This window comes from Corallococcus exiguus (genome assembly GCF_009909105.1).
In the GTDB taxonomy this organism is placed as follows: domain Bacteria; phylum Myxococcota; class Myxococcia; order Myxococcales; family Myxococcaceae; genus Corallococcus; species Corallococcus exiguus.
The window spans coordinates 49,445-72,374 of the sequence record NZ_JAAAPK010000012.1; the positions used below are offsets into that span (position 1 = coordinate 49,445).

General features: G+C 70.3%; 24 protein-coding genes. 4 read left to right on the plus strand and 20 right to left on the minus strand.

All coding sequences use genetic code 11. The features are described from left to right. Positions 1 to 85 precede the first annotated feature (85 nt). Positions 86 to 511: a nuclear transport factor 2 family protein gene (locus GTZ93_RS34615; protein WP_120577714.1), complete on the minus strand. Its 426-nt coding sequence runs from the start codon at positions 509 to 511 to the stop codon at positions 86 to 88. Between the two features lie 164 nt (positions 512 to 675). Here GTZ93_RS34615 and GTZ93_RS34620 point away from each other — a divergent pair, with 164 nt between their 5' ends. Together GTZ93_RS34620 and GTZ93_RS34625 are read left to right on the plus strand one after the other, a co-directional pair. Beyond that, positions 676 to 1,695 (plus strand): GNAT family N-acetyltransferase, encoded by a 1,020-nt coding sequence (locus tag GTZ93_RS34620; protein WP_139918291.1) that lies wholly within the window; start codon positions 676 to 678, stop codon positions 1,693 to 1,695. A 112-nt stretch (positions 1,696 to 1,807) separates the two neighbouring features. Next, positions 1,808 to 2,584: a hypothetical protein gene (locus GTZ93_RS34625; RefSeq protein WP_139918289.1), complete on the plus strand. Its 777-nt coding sequence runs from the start codon at positions 1,808 to 1,810 to the stop codon at positions 2,582 to 2,584. An 18-nt stretch (positions 2,585 to 2,602) separates the two neighbouring features. On the opposite strand, the gene GTZ93_RS34630 is transcribed toward GTZ93_RS34625, so the two are convergent. The 4 genes from GTZ93_RS34630 to GTZ93_RS34645 form a co-directional block, all read right to left on the minus strand. Further along, complete coding sequence (locus tag GTZ93_RS34630; RefSeq protein ID WP_139918287.1) at positions 2,603 to 4,078, minus strand: hypothetical protein; 1,476 nt, start codon at positions 4,076 to 4,078, stop codon at positions 2,603 to 2,605. 134 nt (positions 4,079 to 4,212) lie between these two features. Next, complete coding sequence (locus GTZ93_RS34635) at positions 4,213 to 5,325, minus strand: LysM peptidoglycan-binding domain-containing protein (protein ID WP_161663234.1); 1,113 nt, start codon at positions 5,323 to 5,325, stop codon at positions 4,213 to 4,215. A 103-nt stretch (positions 5,326 to 5,428) separates the two neighbouring features. Next, on the minus strand, positions 5,429 to 6,436 hold the full coding sequence (locus GTZ93_RS34640) for a c-type cytochrome (RefSeq protein WP_139923138.1): 1,008 nt from the start codon (positions 6,434 to 6,436) through the stop codon (positions 5,429 to 5,431). Continuing rightward, on the minus strand, positions 6,433 to 7,002 hold the full coding sequence (locus GTZ93_RS34645; protein ID WP_139923136.1) for a hypothetical protein: 570 nt from the start codon (positions 7,000 to 7,002) through the stop codon (positions 6,433 to 6,435). The genes GTZ93_RS34640 and GTZ93_RS34645 overlap by 4 nt, the downstream gene beginning before the upstream one ends. A gap of 574 nt (positions 7,003 to 7,576) precedes the next feature. On the opposite strand from GTZ93_RS34645, the gene GTZ93_RS34650 reads away from it, so the two are divergent. Beyond that, positions 7,577 to 9,064, plus strand: a complete 1,488-nt coding sequence (locus GTZ93_RS34650) for an ArnT family glycosyltransferase (RefSeq protein WP_161663235.1) — start codon at positions 7,577 to 7,579, stop codon at positions 9,062 to 9,064. On the opposite strand, the gene GTZ93_RS34655 is transcribed toward GTZ93_RS34650, so the two are convergent. Genes GTZ93_RS34655 through GTZ93_RS34665 form a run of 3 tightly spaced genes read right to left on the minus strand, consistent with a single transcriptional unit; the run spans position 9,061 to position 11,959 of the window. After that, complete coding sequence (locus tag GTZ93_RS34655; RefSeq protein WP_120577737.1) at positions 9,061 to 10,794, minus strand: cytochrome c oxidase subunit I; 1,734 nt, start codon at positions 10,792 to 10,794, stop codon at positions 9,061 to 9,063. The genes GTZ93_RS34650 and GTZ93_RS34655 overlap by 4 nt on opposite strands. Next, positions 10,791 to 11,627, minus strand: a complete 837-nt coding sequence (locus GTZ93_RS34660; protein WP_126936480.1) for a cytochrome c oxidase subunit II — start codon at positions 11,625 to 11,627, stop codon at positions 10,791 to 10,793. The genes GTZ93_RS34655 and GTZ93_RS34660 overlap by 4 nt, the downstream gene beginning before the upstream one ends. Then, positions 11,627 to 11,959, minus strand: a complete 333-nt coding sequence (locus GTZ93_RS34665) for a hypothetical protein (protein WP_139923132.1) — start codon at positions 11,957 to 11,959, stop codon at positions 11,627 to 11,629. The genes GTZ93_RS34660 and GTZ93_RS34665 overlap by 1 nt, the downstream gene beginning before the upstream one ends. 132 nt (positions 11,960 to 12,091) lie before the next feature. On the opposite strand from GTZ93_RS34665, the gene GTZ93_RS34670 reads away from it, so the two are divergent. Next, positions 12,092 to 12,757, plus strand: a complete 666-nt coding sequence (locus GTZ93_RS34670; protein WP_233597100.1) for an SCO family protein — start codon at positions 12,092 to 12,094, stop codon at positions 12,755 to 12,757. 274 nt (positions 12,758 to 13,031) lie between these two features. Here GTZ93_RS34670 and GTZ93_RS34675 read toward each other — a convergent pair whose 3' ends face one another. The 12 genes from GTZ93_RS34675 to GTZ93_RS34730 form a co-directional block, all read right to left on the minus strand. Next, positions 13,032 to 13,448 (minus strand): hypothetical protein, encoded by a 417-nt coding sequence (locus GTZ93_RS34675; RefSeq protein WP_120577724.1) that lies wholly within the window; start codon positions 13,446 to 13,448, stop codon positions 13,032 to 13,034. A gap of 130 nt (positions 13,449 to 13,578) precedes the next feature. Further along, entirely contained in the window at positions 13,579 to 14,034 is a 456-nt protein-coding gene (locus GTZ93_RS34680) for a hypothetical protein (RefSeq protein WP_120577725.1), read from the minus strand. A gap of 224 nt (positions 14,035 to 14,258) precedes the next feature. After that, positions 14,259 to 14,840 (minus strand): P-loop NTPase family protein, encoded by a 582-nt coding sequence (locus GTZ93_RS34685; protein ID WP_120577726.1) that lies wholly within the window; start codon positions 14,838 to 14,840, stop codon positions 14,259 to 14,261. Positions 14,841 to 14,980: 140 nt separating this feature from the next. Beyond that, positions 14,981 to 16,339, minus strand: a complete 1,359-nt coding sequence (locus GTZ93_RS34690; protein WP_139921944.1) for a universal stress protein — start codon at positions 16,337 to 16,339, stop codon at positions 14,981 to 14,983. Between the two features lie 144 nt (positions 16,340 to 16,483). Continuing rightward, entirely contained in the window at positions 16,484 to 16,903 is a 420-nt protein-coding gene (locus tag GTZ93_RS34695) for a type II secretion system protein GspG (protein ID WP_121754211.1), read from the minus strand. 20 nt (positions 16,904 to 16,923) lie between these two features. After that, positions 16,924 to 18,384 carry an adenylate/guanylate cyclase domain-containing protein gene (locus GTZ93_RS34700; RefSeq protein ID WP_120595351.1) on the minus strand — a complete coding sequence of 487 codons (1,461 nt, stop codon included), beginning with the start codon at positions 18,382 to 18,384 and terminating at the stop codon, positions 16,924 to 16,926. Positions 18,385 to 18,551: 167 nt separating this feature from the next. Further along, positions 18,552 to 19,679, minus strand: a complete 1,128-nt coding sequence (locus tag GTZ93_RS34705) for a hypothetical protein (protein ID WP_120577730.1) — start codon at positions 19,677 to 19,679, stop codon at positions 18,552 to 18,554. A 13-nt stretch (positions 19,680 to 19,692) separates the two neighbouring features. Then, on the minus strand, positions 19,693 to 20,253 hold the full coding sequence (locus tag GTZ93_RS34710; RefSeq protein WP_139921946.1) for a Uma2 family endonuclease: 561 nt from the start codon (positions 20,251 to 20,253) through the stop codon (positions 19,693 to 19,695). Positions 20,254 to 20,380: 127 nt separating this feature from the next. After that, positions 20,381 to 20,557, minus strand: a complete 177-nt coding sequence (locus tag GTZ93_RS34715; RefSeq protein ID WP_158620633.1) for a hypothetical protein — start codon at positions 20,555 to 20,557, stop codon at positions 20,381 to 20,383. A 125-nt stretch (positions 20,558 to 20,682) separates the two neighbouring features. Beyond that, positions 20,683 to 21,546: a tryptophan 2,3-dioxygenase gene (locus GTZ93_RS34720; RefSeq protein ID WP_120577732.1), complete on the minus strand. Its 864-nt coding sequence runs from the start codon at positions 21,544 to 21,546 to the stop codon at positions 20,683 to 20,685. Positions 21,547 to 21,691: 145 nt separating this feature from the next. Further along, a complete protein-coding gene (locus tag GTZ93_RS34725) occupies positions 21,692 to 22,216 on the minus strand; it encodes a cell wall protein (RefSeq protein ID WP_120577733.1) in 525 nt (174 codons plus the stop codon). A gap of 180 nt (positions 22,217 to 22,396) precedes the next feature. Beyond that, a complete protein-coding gene (locus GTZ93_RS34730; RefSeq protein ID WP_257979436.1) occupies positions 22,397 to 22,894 on the minus strand; it encodes a hemerythrin domain-containing protein in 498 nt (165 codons plus the stop codon). Between the last annotated feature and the right edge of the window lie 36 nt (positions 22,895 to 22,930).

Below are 22,930 nucleotides of genomic sequence, written 5' to 3' on the forward strand. Positions count from 1 at the left end.
TCCGGGTGAACCTTGCGATGCCGGCATGTCCCTGGATGGCCGAAGCCATAAGAAACCCCAGGGACCGCCGGAAGTTGCGTCTGTGTCAGGCCGGTGTCGTCGAGGGCACCTCCGAGCGGGGCGCAGTGCCGTGCGCGAGCTCCTGGCCCAGGGCGTGCGGGTCGAAGTAGGCGAAGAAGCGGCGGACCCGGTCGCCGTCCCACTCGAGGATGGAGACACCCTCGTAGGCGACGGCGGCCCCTTTGCGCGCGGTGCCCTGCGTCTCCCATTCGAGGGCCACGCGGTCGCCGGATTCGATCATGTTGCGGAAGGTGGACTTCACCTGACCGAGGGTGGCCTTGTACTCGGTCCAGAAGCGGCGGGCGCCGTCGATGCCGGAGAAGACGTGAGGTGAAGCGACGTTGCTCACCTGCGCATCGTCGGCGAAGAGGGCGACCATCGGCTCGATGTCGCCGTGCTCCTCCAGTTTCAACAGTGCGTCCACGAACCGCTGCGCTCGTTCCATCGGCATCGGGTGTCCTCGCTCGTCGCGAAAGAGAAATCAGGGGTGTGCCCGGGAAGGGTGCGCACGCGAGGGAGAGGTGACCTGCCGTCGGCGGCCGCTCCCTCGTCCTCCAGACGGAGGCCCCACCCCCTTGCTCCCGGGTGGCCCGGTGATGGAAGACGGACGCTGTCATGACCCAGGAAGCCCACCGCCCCAAGCCGTCGGCCGACGCTCCCAAGAAACAGTCCTGGCAGGAGGCCGAGGCGGCCCTGCTGGGCCTGGTTCCTCCCGTGACAGCGACGGCTGAGGGCGAGGCAGCGTCCGACGCCCCGGCTCCCGCGGCCGTGGAGCCTTCGCCGCCCAGCTGGCGCAGCGCCGTCTTCGTGGCGCTGTGCGCGCTGTACCAGCTGCGCCGGGCGATGCCGCTCGCGAACGTGACGCCGTGGGACTTCGGGGCGCTGTTCTCCAAGGGCTACGGCACCGTGGCCTTCCTGGTGTTGTTCCCCTCGCTGGTGTCGCTGTGGGGCCTCACGAGGGGCAACCTGAAGCGGCAGGCCGACGCGTCGGCGTGGTTCCTGCTCCAGGCGGTGGTCTGGGCGTTGCTGGCCGTGGTGGCCCTGTTCCAGGGGGAGTTCGTCACGGCGCTCCTGATGCCGTGGCACCTGGCGCTGGGGTGCGCCATCCTGATGGTCATGCTGGCGCCGCCGCCGCTGGAGGCTCCGGTGCCACCGCGCGGGAGCCCGCCCCCGCCCACCGTGCGGCCCGCCACACCCGAGGACCGGGACGCCATCGCGGACCTCCAGGATGCGGCGCTCGCGCGGCGTCCCACGACCTTCGAGGCGCCGTCCGAAGGCGAGGAGGACGGACGGCACCCGGTGCTGGTGGCGGAGGAGAACGGGCGCGTCGTCGGGTGTGCCGCCACGCGCGCCCACAGCTCGCGCGAGTGCTACGCGGACATCGCGGACTTCAGCCTCTTCGTGGCGAAGGACGTCCGGGGCATGGGCGTGGACGAGCTGCTGCTGAAGGCGCTGCTGAAGGCCGCGGAAGGAGCGGGCTTCCACAAGCTCACCACCTGCGTCCTCGCGAACCAGTCGCACACCCTGAAGCTGTTCGAACGCCTGAGGTTCACCACGGTGGGCACGCACGAGAAGCACGCGAGGGTGGACGGCGCGTGGCACGACGTGGTGGTGGTGGAGAAGTTCCTGCGCTGAAGGGGCCGGAGGCGGCTCCACGGACACTGTCTCCTCGTGGTACCCGAGGGTGGGGGGTGCCCCTCTTGCTCGCGGGCTTGCGCCGGAGGATGACTGTCCTCCAGGAGCACCCATGTCCCAGGAAGCCCTCCGTTCCGAGCCGTTGCCCTCCTCCGTCGATGAGGCGCCCGCCGACGTCCCCGAGTCCATCGCGGCGGAGTCGTTCCCGCCGCTGACGTTCCTGCTGGAGGAGGTGCACTCGCCGGGGATGGTGCGCGCGGACATCGACGCGCTCATCGTGGGCCTGGGCCGTCCGCCCGCGCCGGACGAACCCCTGCGGGAGCGGGCGGATCTGCTGCTGGGGCTGCTGGACCGGAGCAACCCGGTGGGGGACTACGCGGGTTCGGGTGGGATGAAGGTGCGGCACGCGGCGAAGGAGGCCCTGATCGCCATGGGCTATCCGTACGCGATGGAGCTGCCGCCCGAGATGGTGGAGGCGAAGAGCGCTGACGGCAGGGCAGCGGGGCTGACCGCGGGCAACGTCACCCTGGCGATGGTGAGCCTGCTGTACCAGTCGGGGGCGCTGGCTGCGGTGTGGCTCTTCCTCGCGTACTCCCGGATGGAGGCGGCGACCGAGGTCATGCTCGGCATCGGCGCAGTCCTCTGGCTCTTCACCGTGCTCTCGCTGGTGGGCCACCACTCACGGTCGAGGGACATGCAGTCCATCAGCTCGGTGGTGCTGTGGGCGGCGGCGGTGGTGTGGATCCTGGTCGCCCTCCCGTTGGCCCTGTTCACGAATGGCGTGGCCCTGCTCTTCGTCCCGTGGCACCTCGCGCTGTGGACCGCTATCTCCCTGCGCCCGGAAGCCGACGAGGAAGAGGCGCCGACGAAGCGCGCGCCTTCTCCGTGAGCGCACCGCGCGAGGGAGTCAGCGCCGCGAGTCCTGGGCCCACTCCTCGCGCGTCCAGCCCTGCCGTTCGTAGAGGGCCCGGCGCTCCGAGGGCAGGGCCTCCCAGGAGACGCCGGGGTCCAGGTCCTTGGGGCGACTGAAGAGGCCGGGGACATCATTGCGGACGGCCTGGGAGGCGCGCTCGGGGGTGAGGCCGCGCAGGCCGTAGCCCAGCTTGAGGCCAGCGCGGCTCTGGCCGGACTTGTCGGAGACTTCGAAGGAGACGCCGCCACCGAACTCCGCGGTGCGAGGGTTGAGAGCCGCGTAGGCGCGAGCATGAGGGCCCGCACCCAGGGACAGTTCCACCTTGCCCTCCGAGTCGCGGCTCACGCTGGCGATGCCCAGATCCATCTGGAGCTGGGCCTCCGTCTTGCCGTGAGCGTCCATCATCACCTCCAGACCCAGGGGACCGGCCTTCGAGGCGATGCCCGCCTGCGTCTGGACGTCAGTGGTGCCGCGCGCGGAGGCATGGGCTGTGCGTTTGAATTGGATCATCTCGTGGGACGCGCTCGCCTCGGCGGAGACGAAGGCACCGGCGGGACGTTCTCCGGAGAGGACCTGTGCTCGGGCGGTGACGGCTTCGTAGGCCTGGACGAGCGAGTGTTGGGGGCGTCCCAGGCCGGCCTTCCATTCGGACTCGTAGCGTTCGCGCTGGGGGTCGGACCAGGAGAGGCCGAGCGACGTCTCACGCAGGTCCAGCGACTGAGGAGGTCCGAGCACGCGAAGGGCCTGGAGGCTGCCGGCCTGGGCCACGGCGTCGCCGTAGCGTTGCAGGTAGGCGTCGTAGGCGACGACAGCGGCGCGGCCGGTGTCGGTGGCGTGAGCGTTCACGGCGTCGCGAAGGGCAGCAGGGAGCTTCGGATCATTGACGAAGGTCTCCGGTCGTCCAGGCATGCCGAGCGGTCCCTCCACCCCGCCCGGGCGCCGCGAGAGGACGCCGTTGGACGCGGCCTGTTCGAGGAAGGACCGGCGCGACGGAGCATCCATCCGGGACACGTAGGTGGAGAGCAGCCCGTCACGGTCCATGCGGTCCAACGTGGCGCGGTACGCATCGCGAGGCACGGAGCCGAGCGCATCATGCGTGGCCTTCACATCGCTGTCGGTGAGGAAGGGGTTCGACAGGCTGCGCGTCAGGTGCGAGCGGACCGAGGAATAGACGTCCTCGGGGACGGGAACGGAGGGGGAACGCAGCCGGCCGCCCATCGCCGCGAGCTCGCGCGCGGATACGGCGGGGCCGTCCGCATGCGTGGAAGGACGAGGTGAGGAAGGAGCAACGGAGGGGCCGTCATAGGGCCGCAGCTCGTTGCGACCCGGCGCGGAGGCACTGCTCTCACTGACGGAGGTCCTGCGGGACGCGGTCGTGCCCACGCGGAGTTCCGGCGCGGGTGCATCAGGTTCAGGAAGCGTGGGTTCGGGGGACAGGGGACTGCTACCGGGCGCATCGATTCGGGACATCAGGCTCGCTCCGAGGAAGGAGGAGCCCGAGCCTTGTGCAACCAGTGCGCCACGGTCAGGTGCCCGGAATCACAGGCACCCTTTCGCATCCGAGCGCCCGGGCGTGAGACCCGGGTCCCACTCCCAAGACGGGCTCAGCCCAGCACGTCCTGCGCGCGGCGGTAGTACATCTCGCGGCTCGCGAGGCCGTTGTAGCCGCCGTTGATGCGGCGGGTGACCTCGCGGAAGTTGCCCGCGTCCGCGTAGCTGTTCAGGTTGCGCGACTGCCAGTACCAACCCGCGATGCGGAACGCGACGTCCGGATCCTTCGCGCGCTCCGGGTGCCCTTCCAGGTCGATGCCCAACGCCTTGCCCGCCGCACGGTAGTTCGCGCGGCCCGTCAGCTGGATGGGGCCCCGGCCCTTGTAGCGCTTGCCATCCCCAGGCTGCGTGTTGCCCAGGTCCTTGCGGCCCTCGTACGCGGCGCCGGAGGCGATCTCCTCCATGTAGCGCAGCTCGCCGCTCTCATGCGCCAGCTGCGCCAGGAACATCTCCTTGCGCCGAGGCGTGTTGATGTTCGCCTCCGCCATCGCCTTGTTCAGGTGCGGCAGGTACTGCTCCGCCTTCGCCTGCGACAGGTTCGGCATGATCCGCCGCAGCTGCGCCACCGTCACCCCGCCCTTCCCACTCGACGTGCCCGGCGTCCCACCCACGCCCCCCGTCGACGGAGGCGGCTTCGACGTCCCGCCCGTGCCTCCCGTGCGGCCCGGAATCGTCAGCTTCTGGCCCACTTGGATCTTGTTCGGATCCGCGATGTGGTTCGCCTGCTGCAACGCCCCCACCGTCGTGCCGTAGCGCCCCGCGATGCCGCTCAGCGTGTCCCCGCTGCGCACCGTGTACGAAGCGCCCCCGGACGACGGCGGCTTCGACGTCACCGGCGCCGCGCCCCCACCCGCACCCGGAATCGTCAGCCGCTGACCCACGTAGATCTTGTTCGGGTTCGCGATGTGGTTCGCCTTCGCCAGCGCCCCCACCGTCGTGCCGTGCCGCCCCGCGATGCCGCTCAGCGTGTCTCCGCTGCGCACCGTGTAGCTGCCCGCCTTCGACGGCGCCGCCTGGAACCCGTCCGGGACCGTCAGCCTCTGGCCCACGCGGATGAGGTTCGCGTTCGCGATGTGGTTCGTCTTCTGGAGCGAAGACACCGACGTGCTGAAGCGCTGCGCGAGCCCGCTCAACGTGTCGCCGCTGCGAACGGAATAGGTCGTCACGAATGGAACTCCGGGAAAAGAGGGAATCAGTGCCCGGATTTTCGCGACGCCTGGGAATTAGTTTCCCAGGAAGGCCTACTTTTCAGGTTGCTGCATCTATCCGTTATTCCTGTGCCTTCGAGTCACGCAACCGTTGCTGAAGGTCGCGGGCGGCGCCGGTGTCGTGCATCACGATGAGGCTCTGCACGTAGTACGCGAGCGCCCAGAGGTTCTCCTCCGGGATGGCGCCCTTCCACGACGGCATCGCCGCACCGCCGACGCCCGCGGCCATCACGCGATAGAGGTCCTCGCGCTGGGCCTGCGCGGTGTACGGCTGGCCCTCCACGCGGGTGTCCTGCGGCCACACGGTGCGCAGGCGATGGAAGAGGAAGTCCGGCGGCAGCACCTTGGCGAACTGCGTGGCCTCGCCCTTCGCGTCCACGGTGAGCGAGTAGTCCGAATCCCGCTGCAGCGCCGTGTACGGATCCGCGTTCGCCAGGTTCACCTTGCGGCCGGTGACGCTCTCCGTGAGCGCGGCGAGCTCCGCTCGGGGCAGGTACGCGACGTGGCAGCTGGCGCAGCCCGCGTTGCCCTTGCCGGCCACGTGGTAGACGGTGCGGCCGCGCTCCACGGCCTCGGCTGCGCGGCCCTTCCACGGGTCGTCGGACAGGGCGAGGGCCGCGCCCGGGGACTCCTGCTTCCAGCGCGGACTGAAGGTCTTGAGGTACTGCACCACGGCGTCCACGTCCGCCGGGGGCACGTCCCACGCGAACATCGGCGTGCCGTGCAGGCCCCGCCGCAGCGTGCGCTTCAGCGCGTCGTCGGTGGGCAGCTCGCCCGCCGCCACGCCTCCGAACTTGTACAGGCCCTGGTGGAAGTTGCGCGGCGGAGGCCGCATCCCGGAGCCCGCGGGGCCCTGACCGTCGCCCTTCTCGCCGTGACAGGACGCGCAGTAGTGCGTGTAGACGTCATATCCGCGAGCCAGCGTCGCGGCGGGGATGACGGTGCCGTCCGCGAGCTTCAGGGGCTCGAAGGTGGGCATCTCCTTGCGGCACGCGGGAGCGAGCGCCCCCAACGCGAGCACGGCGAGCACACGGAGCGACCGACGAGTGGAGCAGGAAGTGAGCTTCATGGGAGGTACACCACCGCGAAGAGGACGCCGTACATCACCGTCGAACACCACCAGCCGGGCAGGGCGCGCCGCAACGGAGCGCTGGCGTCCTGTCCGCGCAGCACGCGAAGTCCCGCACGCAGCAATCCCACGAGCACGACCGCCAGGTGCGCGGCCTGCACCGCGGACAGGCCATACAGCGCCGAGGCGAAGACGCCGCTGTCGGGGACGCGCAAGTCCCGGTACCAGAACAGCACGTGCAGCCAGGCCGCCTGCGTCGCGAGGAACCCCGCCCCGGTGCCGAGCACGCCCGCCAACGTGAGCCGGCCTGGTCGTCGGAGCGCGACGTACAGCAGCACGACCCCGATGACGAGGAGCCCACCGGCCAGCGCGGGAACGAGTGCTCCAGGGCGCGCGGACACGGGAGGCCAGAAGCCGCGCAGCCGGTAGAAGCCCGCGGAGAAGGCCATCGCGCAGAAGAGCATCGCCGCCGCGCCGTGCGCGATGACGATCCCGAACCAGAGGTTCGCTTCGTCGCGCTGGAGGGACGTGGAGGCCAGCGTCCCGGCGGGGTCGTTCGTGCTCACGGGACTGGACTCTCGCATGCCTGGGCCCGGCGGAAAGCACCAGGAAGCCGGGCGGCCCCCCGTCCCTCGGAGCGGCGCCCATCGACTGAATCACCTCCACGCATCACACCCGTGAACCGGAACGGGCAATCGCGTGAGACGCGGCGCAACGCACGCGGTCAGTCCGGGCAGTGCCCACGGGCTTCCAGGCTGCGTGGCATGGAAACCCGGCGCCAACGGCCCCGCGCCTCCAAGATTGCCAACGCACGCGGCCAGTCCGGGCAGTACTCACGGGCGTCCAGGCTTCGTGGCATGGAAACCCGGCGCTAACGGCCCCACGCCTCCGGGATTGCCAACGTACCAAGCCAGCTCAAGCGGGGCCCACGCGCCTCAAGGCAGCGTGGAATGGAAACCCGGCGCTGACGGTCCGCATCTCCGGGATGCGATACGTCCCGGGCTCGCTCGTGCGCCCCCGCCGGTGCAAGAACCCCGCGTGCGTCCAGGCCCGCCGGTAGTAGCCTGCCGCGCTGCCCCGATGGAACCCGCGCCCACTCCGCTCGCAGCGCCGTCCCCGTCCGTCCCTCCTCGCGCCTCGATGGGCCTGGACGTCTGGCCGTTGATCATCGTGGCGCTGGGCGCATGGGTGCTGCGCGCGCTGGCGTTCTTCCATCGCTCCGGCGCCATGGGCTACCCCATGGACTACGACGAGGGCGTGTACTTCTCCGCCGCGTCGCTCCTGCTGCGCGGGGACCTGCCCTACCGCGACTTCATCTTCGTGCACCCGCCCGGAAGCCTCCTGCTCTGGGCTCCTGGCGCCGCGCTCACGCTGGGGCTCGACGCGGCCACCGCCTACGTCATCACCCGCTACCTCGCCGCCGCCGTGGGCGCGCTGTGCGTGTTCCTCGCCGGCCGGGTCGCCTGGCGCGCCTGGGGTCCGCTCGCGGGCTGCGTGGCCGCGCTCGCCTATGCCGCGTATCCGGAGGCCGCCATCGTCGAGCGCGGCACCTTCCTCGAGCCCCTGCTCAACGTCCTGTGCCTGGGCTTCGCGAACCTCTGGCTCACCTCCGGCACCCACTCCCGAGCACGCCGCATCGGCGCGGGCGTGCTCCTGGGACTCACCATCTCCGTGAAGCTTCCGGGAGGACTGTGGCTCATCGCCGCGCTGCTCTCGCGCCCGGGGAAGGAGTCCTGGCGTCACGCACTCCTGCCCGTGCTCGTCGCGTTCGCCACCTTCGCCGTCGTCGTGGGCCCCCTGGCCGCGCTCGCCCCTTCCGAGTTCATCCGCGACGTCATCACCTTCCAGGCCGCGCGCCCGCCGGACGGTGAACTGGACCGCTGGATGCGCCTGCGCGAGATCTTCCATGAGCGCCGGTGGGGCGGAGTCCTCCTCGCCCTCATGGGCCTGGGCATAGCGTGCGTGCGCGCCTTCCGTGCCGCTCCGGAGCACCGCCCCGCCGCGCGCTTCTTCGCCTGCACGTTCGTCCTCAGCGTGGTCCTGTTCCTCGCGTCACGGACCTACTGGAGCCAGTACAACGCGCACCTCGCCGCTTCGGAGGCCGTGCTCGCGGGCCTGGGCGCTTCCGTGCTCCACGCCTTCAGCACGCGCAGGGGCCGCACGGCCTCACGCGCAGTGGCCGCGCTGCTGCTCGCCGCCGCGTTCGTCCCCGGCGCGCGGCACGTCTACCAGAGCGCCCAACTGCAGGCCCCGGACGTGGTGGCGCTCGCGAAGCACATCCGCGCCGACGTGCCGCCCGATGCGTGCCTCTTCTCCTTCGAGCCTGGCTGGGCGCTCGCGGCGGGCCGACTCCCCTCGGGCGCCACGCCCATCGTGGATGGCTACGCCACCATGCTCCAGGATGCCATGAGCTCCGGCGACCGCTTCGAGACCACCGACGAGGCCCTCTCCGCCGATGAGGCCCAGCAGGCCCTGCGCATCATGCTGGGCTCCTGTCGCTTCGTCGTCCTCGGCTGGCAGGGAGAGTGGCAGCTCACGCCGCAGAGCCGCCCCTGGTTCAAGCAGCGCTTCGTCCGCCGCTTCCCCGCGGGTGACGGCGGCGGCGTGGACCTCTGGGAGCACCGCTAGACGGCACCCTCCACCCCGGGCACCGGCGTCGCCACCGGCTCCGCCACGGGTACACCCGAGGGCAGCGGCTCCGCCTGACCAATCCAATCGCGACCCAGTTGCTCCTGTACTTCCGGTTGCGACAGCGCATGCGGCCCGCGCAGCACCACGGCGCCAGGACCCGCGTCCATCCACTCCAGCGTGCCCACCCGCCACGGGTTCGGCTCTGCGGCCCGGCCCCACTTGAGCGTCCGCACCAGGTTCACCACGAACACCAACTGCACCGCGCCCAGCGCGAACGCGGCCCAACTGGTCCACCGGTTCAACGTGAGCAGGTGCGCGAGGAACGTGTACTGGTACGGGTCATACAGCCGCCGCAGCTGCCCCGCGTAGCCCGCCACCAACTGGCCACCGAAGACGGCGATGAACAGCACCGCGCTCAGGAGCACGTGCACCTTGGCCATGCGCTCGTCCAACGTGCGCCCGTACATGCGGGGGAACCAGAAGTAGAGCCCCGCGAACACCGCGAGGAAGCTGGCCGCGCCCATCGTCAGGTGGAAGTGCCCCACCACCCACATCGTCCCGTGCAGCGGCACGTCCGTCGCCACCGCGCCCAGCGCCAGCCCCGTGATGCCGCCCAGGCCGAAGACGATCATCGTCGCCAGCGCCGCGAGCATCGGCGACGTGAGCCGCACGCTGCCCCGCCACAGCGTCATCAGCCAGTTGAGGAACATCACCTGCGCCGGCAGCGAGATGAGCAGCGTCAACACCATGAACGTGCGCCCCAGCACCGGCGCCATCCCGCTGGTGAACAGGTGGTGCGCGTACACCGCGCCGCTCAGCGCCGTCACCACGCCCATGGCCCCCGCCGTCATCCGGTAGCCGTGCGCGGGCTTGCGGCTGAAGAACGCCACGAAGTCCCCCACCATGCCCCACGCGGGCAGGATGAGGATGTAGACCTCCGGGTGGCCGAACAGCCAGAACAGGTGCTGGTACACCAGCGGGTCGCCGCCCCCGCCCACCGCCGCCGCGCCCGCGATGAAGAACTGCGTGCCCGCCACCCGGTCCAACAGCAGCAGCACCGTGGCCGCCGCCAGCACCGGCACGAACAGCACGTTGAGCACCGCGCCGTAGAACAGCCCCCACACCACCAGCGGCATCCGGCCCCACGTCATCCCGGGCGCGCGGCAGCGCACCACCGTGACGACGAAGTTGAGCCCGTACAGGAACGCGGACACGCCCACGCACAACACCGCCACCGTCACCAGCGTCTGCCCCAGCCCCGGCGTGAACGCGGGCGTCGCCAGCGGCGGATACGACGTCCACCCCGCGCTCGCCGGCCCCAGCCGCACCACGAACGACACCAGCATCAGCGCGCCGCCCACCGCGTAGGCCCAGAAGCCGAGCGGCGACAGCCGGGGGAACGCCATCTGCTTGGAGCCAATGGCCAGCGGCAGCACGAAGTGCCCCAGCGCGCCGAAGAGCAGCGGCGTCACCGCGAAGAAGATCATCAACAGGCCGTGCATCGTGAAAACGGCCGTGTACGTGGGTGGAGTGAGCGCGCCCTTCGACTCGGGCAGCACCCACGCGAGCCCCGGCACCGGCTGCCCGGGCCACGCCCACTGGAAGCGGATGAGCATGGCCAGCAGGCCGCCCACCAGCAGGAACAGGAACCCGCCCCACAGGTACTGCCGCGCCACGCGCTGGGGGTCCGTCGTCCAGAGCGACTTCAGCAGCGCCCCCGCCTTCATGGCGTCCTCCACACCCAGCCCCAGTGGGCCGCCGTGTCATCCGGGTCGTAGCCCTGCACCGCCTTGAGGCTCGCCTCGCGCAGCCACGCCGCGTACGCCTCCGGGGACAGCGCCGTCAGCATGCCGCGCATCCGGTAGTGGCTGGTGCCACAGTGCTGGTAGCAGGCCACCTCCCACGAGCCCTCGCGAGCGGCCTGGAACCACGTCTGGTTCACGCGGCCCGGAATGGCGTCCAGCTTCACTCGGAAAGCGGGCAGCGAGAACCCGTGCACCACGTCCGTGGAGACCAGCTGCACCCAGACGGGCACGTCCGCCGGCACGCGCAGGTCGTTCCACGTCACCACGTCGTCCTTCGTGCCGAACGCCCCGTCCGCGCCCGCGTACCGCGCCTCCCACGACCACTGGTGCGCGTTGATCTGGATGCGCACCGTGCGCGGATCCTCCGTGGGGACGCGGAAGTTCCAGAGCACGTCGTTCAGGTAGCCCTGGGAGCCCAGGAACAGCGTCCCGTCCACCACGCCGAACACGCCCAGGGCCAGCCCCAGCACCCACGCCCGCGAGCGACGCGTGCCTCCGTCCGGCGCCACCTTCCGGGCACCCCGAAAACGCACCACCGCCAGCAACATCCACCCGAGCATCACCGCCGCCAGCGCCATGTCGAAGCCATGGCTCGTGGCCAGCAGCGCGTCGATGCGGTCGCCCGTCGCGCTCGCGTTCTCCGGCGGCGCCAGGCTCCAGGCACCACGCGCGGGCGGCACCGCCAGGGGCGCCTGCGCATCCGGCGGCGCGACGTCGCTCGGGGACGACGGGGATAACGCCGGGGACTCCGCCATCACGGATGCTCCTGTTCCACGGGGGCCGAAGCCCGCTCTGCTCCCGGCGCATCTCGCCCCGCCCGCCAGGCCGCCCAGAGCCCCACGCCCACCAGCGCGAAGGGCACCAGCATCAACGCCAGTAGCAGCTCGCCCGCCCCGCCGGGAGACTCCGGCGCACGGGCCGTGCACGAGGGGCACGCCAACACCGCCGCCGGCACCAGCCCTCCGACGAGTCCGAGCCACGGCCCGGACCCCGCCAGCGACCGGAAGCCTCCCCACCTGCCCGGCGAAGTGCGTCCACCCGGGGGCTGGAAGAGGGCATGGGCCACGACCTCCGGGCTAGCACGCACCCAACCTCCCCTCAAGGCGCACCCTGCCCGCCGCGAAGCGGCCACTCTCCCTCATGCCTCGCATGCGGCCAGCCCCTACCCCGTCAGGCCCGGCGCTTGTGCGCCCCCCGCCGATGCCGTACGTGCCGACGCATGTCCGTCGAATCGCCCTCCCCGTCCGCCGCCCCCCGCTCCCGTCCCGTCCGCCGCTCCTGGGTCTGGGCGGGCATCGCCGTGGCGTCGCTCGGCTTCATGGGGGTGGCGGTCCACGACCTGGTGCAGGGCCGTTCCCAGCCGCCGCCCCGCCTGGGCGCGCTGCCGGACTTCACCTTCACGCGGCAGGACGGACAGCCCTTCGGGTTGAAGCAGCTCCGCGGCCACCCGTTCATCGCCAACTTCATCTTCACCCGCTGCCCCACCGTCTGCCCCGTCTTCACGCAGAAGATGGCGCGCGTGCAGGAGCACACCTCGAAGCTGGGGACGGATCTCCAGTTGGTGTCCTTCTCCGTGGATCCGGCCTACGACACCCCGGAGCGGCTGGCCGAGTACGGGAAGAAGTACCAGGCGGACTTCACCCGCTGGAACTTCCTCACCGGCGACTACGCCACCCTCAAGGACACCATCGTCCAGGGCTTCAAGATCAGCATGGGCCGCGAGGCCGGCGCCCCCGAGGACGACCTGCTCTCCATCTTCCACGGCACCCACTTCGTGCTGGTGGACGGCACCGGAGAGATTCGCGGCTACTACGACAGCGCGGACCCCGAGGCGACCCAGAAGCTGGAGACCGACGCCTTCCGCATCACCCGCGAAGAAGGCTGAGCCGCGCCGCTTCCTGATCGCGCCCATACTCCGGGTGCGCCATGCTGGGTCACATCCCACTCGGGCCCGAGCCCGTAACGGAGCCGACATCGGAGCCGTCACGGAGCCGCAACGGGAGCCTTCAAAGCCGAAGGGCCGGCGCCCCGCCCATGACGGACGGAGGACCGACCCTCGTGCCTCGCGCGGCGTTGGCCCGCAAAGCCGAAAGGCCGGCCCCCACCTCGCGGTGAGTACCGGCCCTCGTGCATGAGTCACGCCAGCTTCAGCGGGGAACTCAGTTGGTCAGCGCAGCCTGCGCGTGGGCGAACAGGTTCTGCACGTTCTGCTGCGCGGGCTGGGAGGCCAGCGCGCCGACCTGGTCCGCGCCCTGCTTCACGGTGGTCGCGATGTCCGCGATGGACTTCACGGTGGGGGCGAACTTGGTCAGCTGGGACAGACCGGCCAGGGGGCCCTTGGCGAGCAGGGACGCGCCGGAGTCGATGAACTTGTCCACGAACGGCTTCGCCAGCTTGCCCAGGCCGAACGGGAGCTTGTCCAGGAGGCCGCCGGCGAGACCCTTCAGGCCGCCGGTGATGGCGCCCATGGGGTTCTGCACGAAGTTCAGCGCCTTGCCCGCGATGTTCGCGACGCCGCCAGCGATGTTGGAGACCGTCTTCGCGACGCTGCTGACAACCTTGCCGATGCCGCCCATGGTGAAACCCCCTACTTAATTTGGTTTGGAGAGTGTGTGCCGGAGTGAAGCTTCAAAAGGATTCTCGGAGGGGGGAGGAAAATGTTTCCTCCCCATTTTCCGATCTATTTCACGGGGATTCCGGGCGACCTCAGCCGCGGGTTCCGCCGCCGCCCTTCTTCATCTGCTCCAGCAGCTCCTGGCGCTTCGCCTCGTCCTGGGGCGTCTGGGGGGCGCCCTCGGCCGCGGGGTTCAGGCTCGGCTTGCCGGCGGTGCCGCCCTTGCTGGCCTCGAACTCGGACTTGGCGAAGGGGTTGCCCTGACCGGGCAGCTCACCCTTGGCGCCCGCGACCAGGAACTCACCGACCTCCTCCACCGTGTGCACGGGGAAGCCGTTCGCCTTCAGCTCCTCGTCGGACACGACGTTGAGCATGGGCTCCTTGTCCTTGTCCTGCGCGTACTCGAGCACCAGCTCGACGTAGTCCTCCAGCTTCATGCCCACGGCATCCGCGATGCGCTTCGTCTCGGGATCCTTGAGGAGCTCCGCGCGAACGACTTCCACGGGACGGGACAGACCACGCTTCTTGCCAGGGGCTTGCTGGGACATTGCGGTTTCGCTCCGGAGAGGAGAGGAAAGACGGCTGGGAACAACTCTAGCCCATCTTTCCAGTAGTACCCATTCCCCGCCCGGAGGGCTCCCCGCTCCCTCTGGGACCCCCGTCCCGGCCGTGACCCGCGCCTCCCCGTCCCGGGCGGCCCGGCCAGGACGACCGGCCGGGAAACCCAAAGGGGGAGGGGTTCACGTTCCCAAGGGCACGGGCCCCCGGGGTTTCAGCGGACCGCGTTGCGGGGCGCGCCCTTGCGCACGGTGGCCTGGGCCTTGCGCTTGGGCAGGATGCGGGTGACGGAGCCCGGGCGGCGGGCCACCGCGGCGGCGCGCTCCTTCTCCTCTGCGGCCTTCAGCGCCGCGGCGCGCACGGCCAGCTGCTCCGCCTGCTGCGCCCAGCGGCGCTTGAGCGCGTCCCTCAGGCCATCCGTCTGCAGGTCCACCTGCGCCTGGTTCAGCCGGTAGTGCAGGTCCTCACGCAGCGTGCCCCGGGTGAGGGCGGCCATCGCGGTGCCGGACACGCCCACCACCACCTTGGGCCGCTCCTCCTGCATCTGGAGGCAGCGCAGGATGAGGCCCTGGGCGTCCAGCGGCAGCTTCCCCGCGTCCGCGATGAACACCACGCCGTTGGGCTGACGGAGCGCTCCGGCCAGCTCCGAGCCCTGGCGCACCTCCGTGAGCGGGACGCCGAAGTTGCGCGCGGCTTCCTCCGCCCAGGCCCTGCGCTCATCCTCGGTACCTCCGTGGATGATCAACGATGCACGGTTGGAGACGAGGTCCTCTTCTCGATAACCGCGAAGAGCCACGGGATGCCCTACCCTTCTGGGAAAGCGGGTCCTCCCAAAGTCTAACGCCCTCCAGGGTCGCCTGTTCAATCCCTTACGCGTGGGAAAAAAACAGGGACCCGTTCCGCGAGGAGCCCACTCACTGGACGCCCGTTCCCGGGTCAAACGGAAGGCACCACCATCACGGGCCTGCGGCAACGCAGCACCAGCTCGCGCGCCACCGCCTCCTCCAGCACGTCCGGAACCACTTCGCGGTGGGCGGACGTGCCCACGCACACCAGGTCCACGCCCTCGCGCTCCGTGGCCTGGCAGATGGCGATGGCGACGTCGTCCCCGCTGACCCCCTCCACGCTCCAGTGCACCGCCCGCGCGACGGTGTCCCCGGGCACCTGCGCCCAGAGCCGGTTCAGCACCCGGTCCCGCTCGCTGTCCGGCTCCGGGAGCACGCCGTGGAAGTCCCGGGGGCCCCGCTCGCGGCCCCGGAGCCGGTGCACGTGCAACAGGTGCACGCGTCCGCCCGGCCCCACCAGGGAGCACGCCTGCGCGATGGCCTGTCCGGAGGCGAGGGTGAAGTCCACCGGCACCAGCGCGCTCCGGGGCGGAGGAAGCCGGCGAGGTTCGCGCGCTCCGGGAGGGATGCACGCCACGGAGCGCTCCGCGTGGCGCAGCACCCCTTCCGACACGGAGCCGTGCCACAGCCGCTGCACCCCGCCGCGCAGGTGCATGCCCACCACCGTCAACTCCGCGCTGCGCGCATGGGCCACGTGCAGCAGGTGGTCCGCCGGGCGGCCATAGCCGGGCTCCAGCACCACCTCCACGCGGCCCTCCCCCTCCAGGTCACCCAGGCGCTCACGCACCTCGCGCTGGAGCACGCGCTCCACCAGCGGCTCCAGCCCCTCCATGGTGCGCTCGCGCGCGTCCAGCCGCTCCACGTGCACGGGGGTGTGGACGCCCAGCCGCTCGCGCTCCTCCAGCGGTGAGCACACGTACGCGGCCAGCACGTCACACCCGCCCACGCGCCGCAGCTCCCGCAGGAAGGTGATGGCCGCGTCGGACGTGGAGGAGCGGGGGTCCACCCCCACCATCACCAGCAGCCGGCGTCGGCCGCGGGCCCAGTCCAGGAGCGCCGTGTCCCGGCGCACCGCCAGCACCGGGGCGCAGCCGTGACGGGCCAGGCGCTCCGCCAGGGACGTCTTGCGCCAGGGGGACGTGCGCCAGCCCTCCGCGGCCACCACCACCAGCCGGGCGCTGCGGCACTCCTCGTCCCCCAGCAGCGTCTCCACGGAGGCATCCCGCTGCATGCGCGGCTCCACCATGCCCGCGAGCGGCCTCAGGCGCGCGGCCTCCGCGGCCAGCCCGCCTTCCGCCGCGGACAGGGCGTCCGGGGCCTCCGCGTCAGGCACTTCGTCATCCACCCCCAGGAGCAGCAGGGGCTCTCCCAGGCGGCCGGCGAGCGTCGCCGCGACGGTGGCCGCGTGCGCGGCGTCGGCGGACAGGTTGGTTGCGCAGATGATGGCCATGGCGGGGCCCCCCGAGGAGGCGATGCCCGCTGGAGCCTCCCCTCGCCACGAAGGATGCGCACGCCGGACGCCCGGTGACGTGCGGCCCGTGCATGCCGGCCTGCCTGCCCACCAGGGCGGGGCGTCCCGGCGTCGGGGCCCTCCCTAGCGCAGGAGCTGCTGGTGCCCGTCGTGGTTGGTGTGGTCCTGGTTGTCGCCCACGCCGCCGCGCTGGTTCTCGCGGCCGAAGCTGGACAGGAACACGCCCTGCGCGCTGCTCGCGTAGTGGTACGGCCGGCCCCAGGGGTCCAGGGGCACGGCGTGGAGGTAGCGGGGCACCAGCAGCGCGTCCAGGTCCCCCTCCTCCGGCAGCTGCCCCCCGTGGTCCGCGCGGTAGCGCTCCAGCGCGCCCAGGATGAGGGTGAAGTCGGCGTGGATGTGCTGGGCCTGCTCGGGGTCGCGGTGGCGGAAGGCGGTGAGCACCAGGGCCACGACGAGCGCCACCACGAACACCACCGCCACCCAGGGCAGCGGGGAGCGGCGGGACTTCTCGGGGACGGCGGACGAGGAGGAGGTGGCGGCCATGGCTCGCCCACCCTACCGCGTCAGAGGGCGCGGTAAAGCGGCACCGGCTGCTGCTTGCCCTTCAAGCGCACCGGCGGCAGGTCCTCGAAGGCGGTCTCGTTCGCGTCCACCAGCTCGCGCGTGCGCTCGCCCACCAGGATTTCCCCCGGCCCGGCCAGCGCGCACAGCCGCGCGGCCACGTTCACCGCGTCGCCGATGCAGGTGTACTCGGCCCGCATCGCACTGCCGATGTTGCCGGACACCACCACGCCCGAGTTCAACCCCACGCCCAGCTCCAGCACCAGGGGCCGGCCCTCGCGGCCGTGGGCCACCCACTCGGCCTCCGCCACGGCGCGCAACTCCGCCACGGCCTCCATCATCATCTTCGCGCACTGCAGGCCCCGGAGCGCGTCGTCCGGGCGGCCCACCGGCGCGCCGAACACGGCCATCAGCCCGTCGCCCAGGAACTTGTCCAGCGTGCCGCCGCAGGTGAGCACCGCGTCCGACAGCCGGCCCAGCACCTGGTTGAGCACCGCCACCACCTGCTCGGGAGGAAGGCTCTCCGCCAGGCCGGTGAAGTTGCGGATGTCCGCGAACAGCACCGTCACCTCGCGCTTCTCACCGGCGAGCACCGCCGCGTCCGCGCTCTTGAGGATCTCCTCCACCACCGCGTCGGACGTGTAGCGCGCGAACAGCTTGCGCATGCGCTCCGTCTCGTCCGTGCGGCGCACCACGCTCTCGATGCGCGCCGCCAGCTCGTCCATGGACGCGGACTTGTTCACGTAGTCGTCCGCGCCCGCGCGCAGGCCGCGCACGCGCTCCGCCTCGCGGTCGTTGGCGGTGAGCATGATGACGGGGATGGCGCTGCGAGGGCCCTCCTTCAGCCGCCGGCACAGCTCCACGCCGTCCAGCCCCGGCATCTCCAGGTCGCTCAGCACGATGGCCGCCTGCAGCCGCCCCATGCCCTCCAGTGCCTCGTAGGGGTCCTGGAAGCAGAGGACCTCGTAGCCCAGGGCCACCAGCCCCTCCTGCACGAACGCGCACGCCAGGGGGCTGTCGTCCACCACCACCACGCGGCGGCGCCCCTCCGTCGCGGGACGTGGCAGGTCCTGCCGGCCGACGATGCGGTTCTGCACGCCCAGCGCTTCGTAGATCTGCTTGTAGGTGCAGTGGCCCAGCTCGACCAGTATCTCCCCCAGCCGCCGCCCGTCGCGCCGCTGCCGAGCCAGCGCCTCGTCCAGCTGCGCGAGCGTCACGTACTTGAGCCCCACCAGCAGCTCGCCCAGGGGCGGCTGTGCGGGCCCCTTCTCGTGGTTCAAGCCCAGGGCCTCTCCCAATGCGTCCTGAATCTGCTCGCGTGACACGTAGCCCAGGGAGATGAGCGCCTCCCCCACGCGCTGTCCGGTGAGGGCCTGCAGCGCGAGCGCCTCCTGCACCTGCCCCGGCGAGACGACGCCCAGCTTGAGCAGCAAATCACCGAAGAGGGGGTTCGATGCACTCACGCGGAAGCCTCCGTCACACACACCCGAGCGCGGGAGCGTAGCGCAACCCCGGCCGCCGCGAAGCCCTCACCACGTCTTGTCCCTTCCCGCGTCCCCCACCCGACGGGACCGTCGTCCCTTCGGACGCTCCACGGGAGCGGCGCGCGGCGTTCCTGGCCGGCTCGCCGTCAGTGCTCGAACACGCGGCTGAAGGCCATGACGATTTCCAGGATGATCAACGCGACGATCATGACTTCCAGGACGTGCGAACGGTCGATGTCCACCTCGCCCTTGAGCAGGCCATAGGTCTGCGCGAGCAGCTGTTGCTTGCGCGTGACGGAGGCCTGCCACGCGGGGATGCGCAGGCGGCGCACGGCGCCCTCGTAGACCTTGGCCAGGTAGAAGTCGCCGATGATTTTCAGGCTGTTCTCCACCCGCTCCACGAACTCGTTGAGGTCCACGAGCGTGCCCAGCGTCTCGCGCGCCAGGTTGCGGTACGGGCTGCGGAACAGCGTGAGCCAGCCGGGCTTGCGCGCCTGCACCTCGTCGTGGATGCGCGCGATGTGCTTGTCCAACCGCTCGTCGTAGTAGCGGAACTCCAGGAGCTGCGCGTTGGCGATCTCCAACAGGTCCGGGATGTCGCGCGAGCCGGACGGCTCGTAGACGAACGCGCTGTTCCAGTCGACGACGACCAGGTCGTGGGCGGTGTAGCTGAAGCGCACCTGGGTGACGGCCTCGCGCTCGCGCGGCGCGAGTGGCGCGGCGGTGCTCTCTCCCAGCAGGAGCCGAGCGATGTCCGCGCGCTGGAACAGCTCCTCCGCGGAAGGGTTGCCCTGGATGCGCTCGGCGAAGATGACGGTGTAGCTCTCGCTCTGGTCCCAGAGGTGCGGCCCCTGCACGGCGGAGGCGATGGTGCGGCGCACGCCCTCCACCAGCTCCCGCGCCAGGTCCTCCAGGGCATGGCTGTCATAGAGCTCATCCGCGACCTGGGTGAGCGTCTCCCAGGTGGTGCCGGGAGCGACGGGGACGCGCAGGATGATGGACGCGGCGCCGTGGTCGAACAGGCGCGCGGTGGCGTCCACCGTGACAGGACCGTCACGCAGCGCGAGCGGCCTGCGGCCCAGCTCATAGGCGACGGGCGGGTTGGGCAGCTGGATGTACTGGCTGTTCTCGCGAGACAGCTTCAAGCGGCGCGAGTCCTCCGTGAGCGCCTTGCGCGCGCGCTCCAGGTCTATCTCCTCCGCGATGTCGAACGTGCGGTAGCAGAGGACGTGGGCCTGTTCGAAGAGCAGCGTCATTCCGGCGGGCGCGGACATGGTGCGTCAGAGCCTACTCCGCCATGTCCTCCCACAAGACGCGAAGTTCCAGTGCGAGTGCCTCGAATGGCTCCGCGTGGACGGTCTCCGCGTCTTCGTAGGTCCCCAGCAGCAGGTAGTGGCCACCTGCCAGCCGGAAGACCTCCAACGTGCGTTGCAACGGGTCCACCAACCAGACGTGCTTCACACCCTCCCGGGCATAAATGGGCAGCTTCCGGACCCGATCCAGTCGGGACGTGGATGGGGACAACACCTCGCACAGCCAGTCCGGTGCCATCGTGAAGCCCACGACGTCCGGCACCTTGGGCATCCGCTCCCTGCGCCAACCCGCGATGTCGGGAGCCAGGACGTCCTCGCCGAAGTGCAGTTCCGGTTCGAAGAGGAAGAGCCACCCTCCGGGCCCCCCACGTCCCCGGTCGAAAGGAGCATAGAGCTCGCCTCCCAGATGCCACGCCGCGGAGGCATGCGGCGACGCCGGCCGGGGGCTCGCGTACAGCTCCCCGTTGACGATCTCCCCCACCTGATTCGAGGGGAGCGCTTCCAGGTCAGCGTAGGTGGCGGGCTTTCGGGTCATCTCGGGAGCGAACAACCTAGCAGGTAGGGACATGCCCGGACACTCTCATGCCCGTCTGACACGTGTACCCCGGCGGCCGGGAGCCCCGGAAGGGCCCCCGGGCCTGAAACATTTCCGGATGTTTCACTCAGTCGCCGCCGCCCTCGGGCAGCTTGATGCCAATGCCACCCGGGCCCTCGCCATTATCTGGCAGATTGCCAATATGCCCTGGCGTGGGAATGGGGCGGTCTCCCGCCTGACGCTTGTTCTTCTGTTCGTCTTCCGGAAGCTGCGGTTCCTTCCGGGGGCTTTCGTGCTCACCCATGGTGGCTCCTTCGCGCGTTGAGAGGATTTGACCTCTCCCAAGCTAGGGAGCCCGCGCCCCGGCTGGCACCCCGCCCCTGCCGGTCCGCGGAGCATGCGGGGACACGAGCGGGGCGGATGGGGCGCTCAGGCGCCCCGGGGCTTCGCGGGCGGCGTCAGCGTCGTGCGCACGTCCCACAGCTCCGGGAAGAAGCGCAGGTCCAGCGCCTTGCGCAGGAAGCCCACGCCCGACGAGCCGCCCGTGCCCTGCTTGAAGCCGATGATGCGCATCACCGTCATCATGTGCCGGTAGCGCCAGAGCTGGAACCGCTCCTCCGTGTCCACCAGCTTCTCGCACATCTCATACGCGTCCCAGTGCTTCTCGGTGTCCTCGTAGATGCGCCGGAACACCTCCATCACCTGGGGGCTCTTCTCATACGGCTGACGCCAGTCGCGCTCCACGTGGCTTCTGGGAATGTCGTGGCCCATGCGCGACAGGTGGCGCAGGAATTCGTCGTAGATGCCCGGCGACTCCAGCAGGCGGTCCAGCTCCGCGTGCACACCCTGCACGTGCTTGAAGGGCCCCAGCGCCGCGTCATCCTTGTTGCCCAAAAGGAACTCCAGCGCCCGATACTGGAAGCTCTGGAAGCCTGACGCGTGGCCCAGCGTGTCGCGGAACTCCAGGTACTCGTTGGGCGTGAGCGTCTCCAGCACGCTCCACTGCTCGAAGAGCATCCGTTGGATGTGCGCGACGCGCGCGAAGATCTTGAACGACGGCTCCAGCCGGTCCGCCTGGATGTAACGGATGCAGGCGGACAGCTCGTGGATGAGCAGCTTCATCCACAGCTCGCTCGTCTGGTGCTGGACGATGAACAACAACTCGTCGTGATGGGGAGGCTGGGAACGGGGCACCTGCGCGGACAAAAGGCGGTCCAACTGCAGGTAATCACCATAGGTCGTCCGGCCCGCGAGGTCCGTGACGATTCCAGGCTCCAGGTCGCGTTTGTTCATGGCCCGGGCACTCATGCACACCAACCCCCTCGCGGCGCAAGCACATCCTCCGCGCGGTCAATCCTGCCACGTGCTTCCAGACGGAAGGGCGTGGTCCACCTATATGCCCGGGCCGGGGCGACTGATACTGCTACCGCGGAAGAACTTAAGCGTTCTTCTGAGCGGCTTCCGCGAGCGCCTTGGAGGCGGCGCGGCCACGGGGCAGCTTGATGTCCTCCACGCTGTTGGGGTTGGCGTAGTCGGACCACGCGGAAGGACGGCGGTTGGTCTTCTCCAGCATGCGCAGCTTCTGGTAGTGCGCCGCGCAGTAGCCCTTGGTGCGGCTGGGCTTGCCGCAGCCCATGATGGCGCACTCACGGGCGCCGCCTTCCGCCACCGCCGGCTTGCGGCCCCGGCGCTTGCCACCCGCCGCCGCCACCGGCGCGCTCACCGACGGACGACCCGCCGGACGACCCACGGGACGACGACCGGGCTTGCCAGCCGCAGGCGCGTTCGCGCCGAAGAGGGGGCCCACCACCTGAGCCAGGGGCGCCAGACGCTCGGCCACGCTGCGCAGCGCATCCAGGTCCGCCGTGCCCGACTCCAGACGAGACACCACGTCGCGCAGGGGCTTGAGCTGCACTTCAATCTCGTTGCGAATCATCTCGCGGAACGCCTTGTCAACTGACATTTCGACCAATCCTCGGTTTAAGGGGGGAGCATTGCCTTGGCGTGAACCGGCACGCCGAAGTACCAATACCTTCCAGAAAGGCAATTGTCGAAGGAAGCGATAAAAAGTTGTGACGCCACTGCGTATCAGCAGGCGAGAAAGGCCCGGGAAATGGGTCTCGGCGACGCTTTCAGGCGCTTCTCACGCATCCCAATGCAGGGGTTCCAACAACGCTCCACGACCCGGGGCCGGGGGGTGCTGCGAGCGATCCAGCAGTTCCTCGTACGTGAGTGCGAGGTCGTGTCCCAGTTCCTCCAATTCCTCCGCGTCTAGAGACGCGGACAGGCGGGGGAGCACCCCATGTTCGGTGGCCTGCACATGCGCCACGACCTGATCCTCCAGCGTGAAAAGGCGTGCCTGCCACTCGACGCCGCGAGGCGTCAGCTCCTGCAATTCCTCCATCAGCTCGCGCAGGGTGAGGTGGTCCTCGGCCTCTTCGCGGGCGCGGGTGCGGCCCTCCACGCGTGTCAGCAGCGGATGGACGCAGCGCTCCTCCAGGCGGGAGTGCAGGCGCAGGAGGCGGGCCAGGGCCTCCTGACCGTGAGTCATTTCCTCCGCTTCCGCCTCCGAAGCCAGCCGCTCCAGCAGCTCCTCCAGCTCGCGATGTTGATGCAGGAGGATGTCGAATGGGCCGGCCATACCCCCAAGCATCAGCACGGCCCCGGGGGCAGACAA